The following is a 1,528-nucleotide window of genomic DNA, read 5'->3' as shown; positions in this document are numbered from 1 at the left end:
CCGAGCAGATCGACGACTTCGACATCACCGCCGGGTACCGGGACTTTTCCACTGTCATGGCTGCGGAACGATCGCGTCGTCCCGCCGCGTTGCGCGATGTCATCTCCGTGCCCGGTGATGTCACATTTGCGGTGACGACAGCCGAGTTCACCGACCAGATCAGCCGATTCTCGGTGCGCGGCAATAAGACGATCGTGATGCGTGGAATCCGGTGTGAATCTGCCGCGGACGGCCGGTACACACTTAGCCTGGACGGTCCACTGGCCGACGACACCGCTCGGGTGGTAGCACTCGGCGATGCTCTTTCCGTCGCCTTTGCCGACGACGTCACCATCGAGGCCACCGACCCGGATCTGGTGCTGAATGCAACCGGTATTGCGGCAGAGTTCCTTTCCAAGCTGAGGGTCGCACCGGCAGGTGTACCTCTCTCCGAGGTACAGAGCGCAAGCGACATCACCCCGAAGTTGGCGTCGGGTGCCATGAGCCATGGCGCACTGAACGCTCCGGCGCACGAAGCCGTCGCGCACGGCACGAACATGGTCGGTGCGATGTCCAACAGCGGCGAAGGCGGCGAACACCTTTCGCGCTACAACACGATTCGTGCATCGCGCATCAAGCAGTTTGCATCCGGACGCTTCGGAATCTGGGCGGGCTACCTCGCCGATCCGATGCTCGAAGAGATCGAGATCAAACTCGGCCAAGGCGCAAAACCCGGTGAGGGCGGGCAGCTTCCGGCCGCCAAGGTCACCGTCGACATCGCTGCCGCCCGCGGCGGAACGCCCGGGGTCGAACTGGTTTCGCCGCCGCCTCACCACGACACGTACTCCATCGAGGACCTCGCTCAGCTCATCCACGACTGCAAGGCAGCTCGCATTCGGGTGATCGTGAAGTTGGTGTCCTCGGAAGGAATCGGCACCATCGCCGTCGGTGTCGCCAAGGCCGGCGCCGACGTCATCAACGTCGCCGGAAACACCGGTGGCACCGGCGCAGCTTCGGTGACCAGCCTCAAATACGCGGGTCGTGCGGCCGAGGTCGGTATCGCGGAGGTCCATCAAGCTCTGTGTGCCAACGGCCTTCGCCAGAAAGTCGTTCTGCGATGCTCGGGCGCGCATCAGACCGGCAGCGACATCATCACTTCCGCCCTACTCGGCGCAGACAGCTTCGAGTTCGGTACGTCGGCGCTGATGATGATGGGCTGCGTCATGGCCAAGAACTGCAACATCAAGTGCCCCGCCGGTCTGACCACCAACCCGGAACTGTTCGACGGCGATCCCCGCGCGATGGCGCAGTACCTTCTCAACATCGCTCACGAAACTCGGGAACTGCTCGCGAATCTGGGAATGCGGTCCCTTCAGGAAGCGCGGGGTCGAACGGATCTCCTGCATCTGCTCGATCACCCGTTTATTGTCGGCAATCTGAAGCTGGACGCGATGTTCGAGTCCGCCCCGGACATCCCCATCGACAATCCTGTGTACCTCGAACGTGAGTACGCGCTCGACGAGAAGATCATGGACGAGGTTCGTACGGT

Annotated in this window: 1 protein-coding gene; it reads left to right on the top strand. The window is 62.6% G+C overall.

The window, feature by feature from the left end; genetic code table 11:
* The coding region (locus tag A2J01_RS22140; RefSeq protein ID WP_197494272.1) for an FMN-binding glutamate synthase family protein at nucleotides 1-1,528 on the top strand (1,528 nt) is incomplete at both ends.

Origin of the sequence: Rhodococcus sp. EPR-134, assembly GCF_001647205.1 — a bacterium.
Lineage (GTDB): Bacteria > Actinomycetota > Actinomycetes > Mycobacteriales > Mycobacteriaceae > Rhodococcus_F > Rhodococcus_F qingshengii.
The sequence above is the reverse complement of the archived record's forward strand: the minus strand, read 5'-3'. Positions and strand labels throughout refer to the sequence as shown.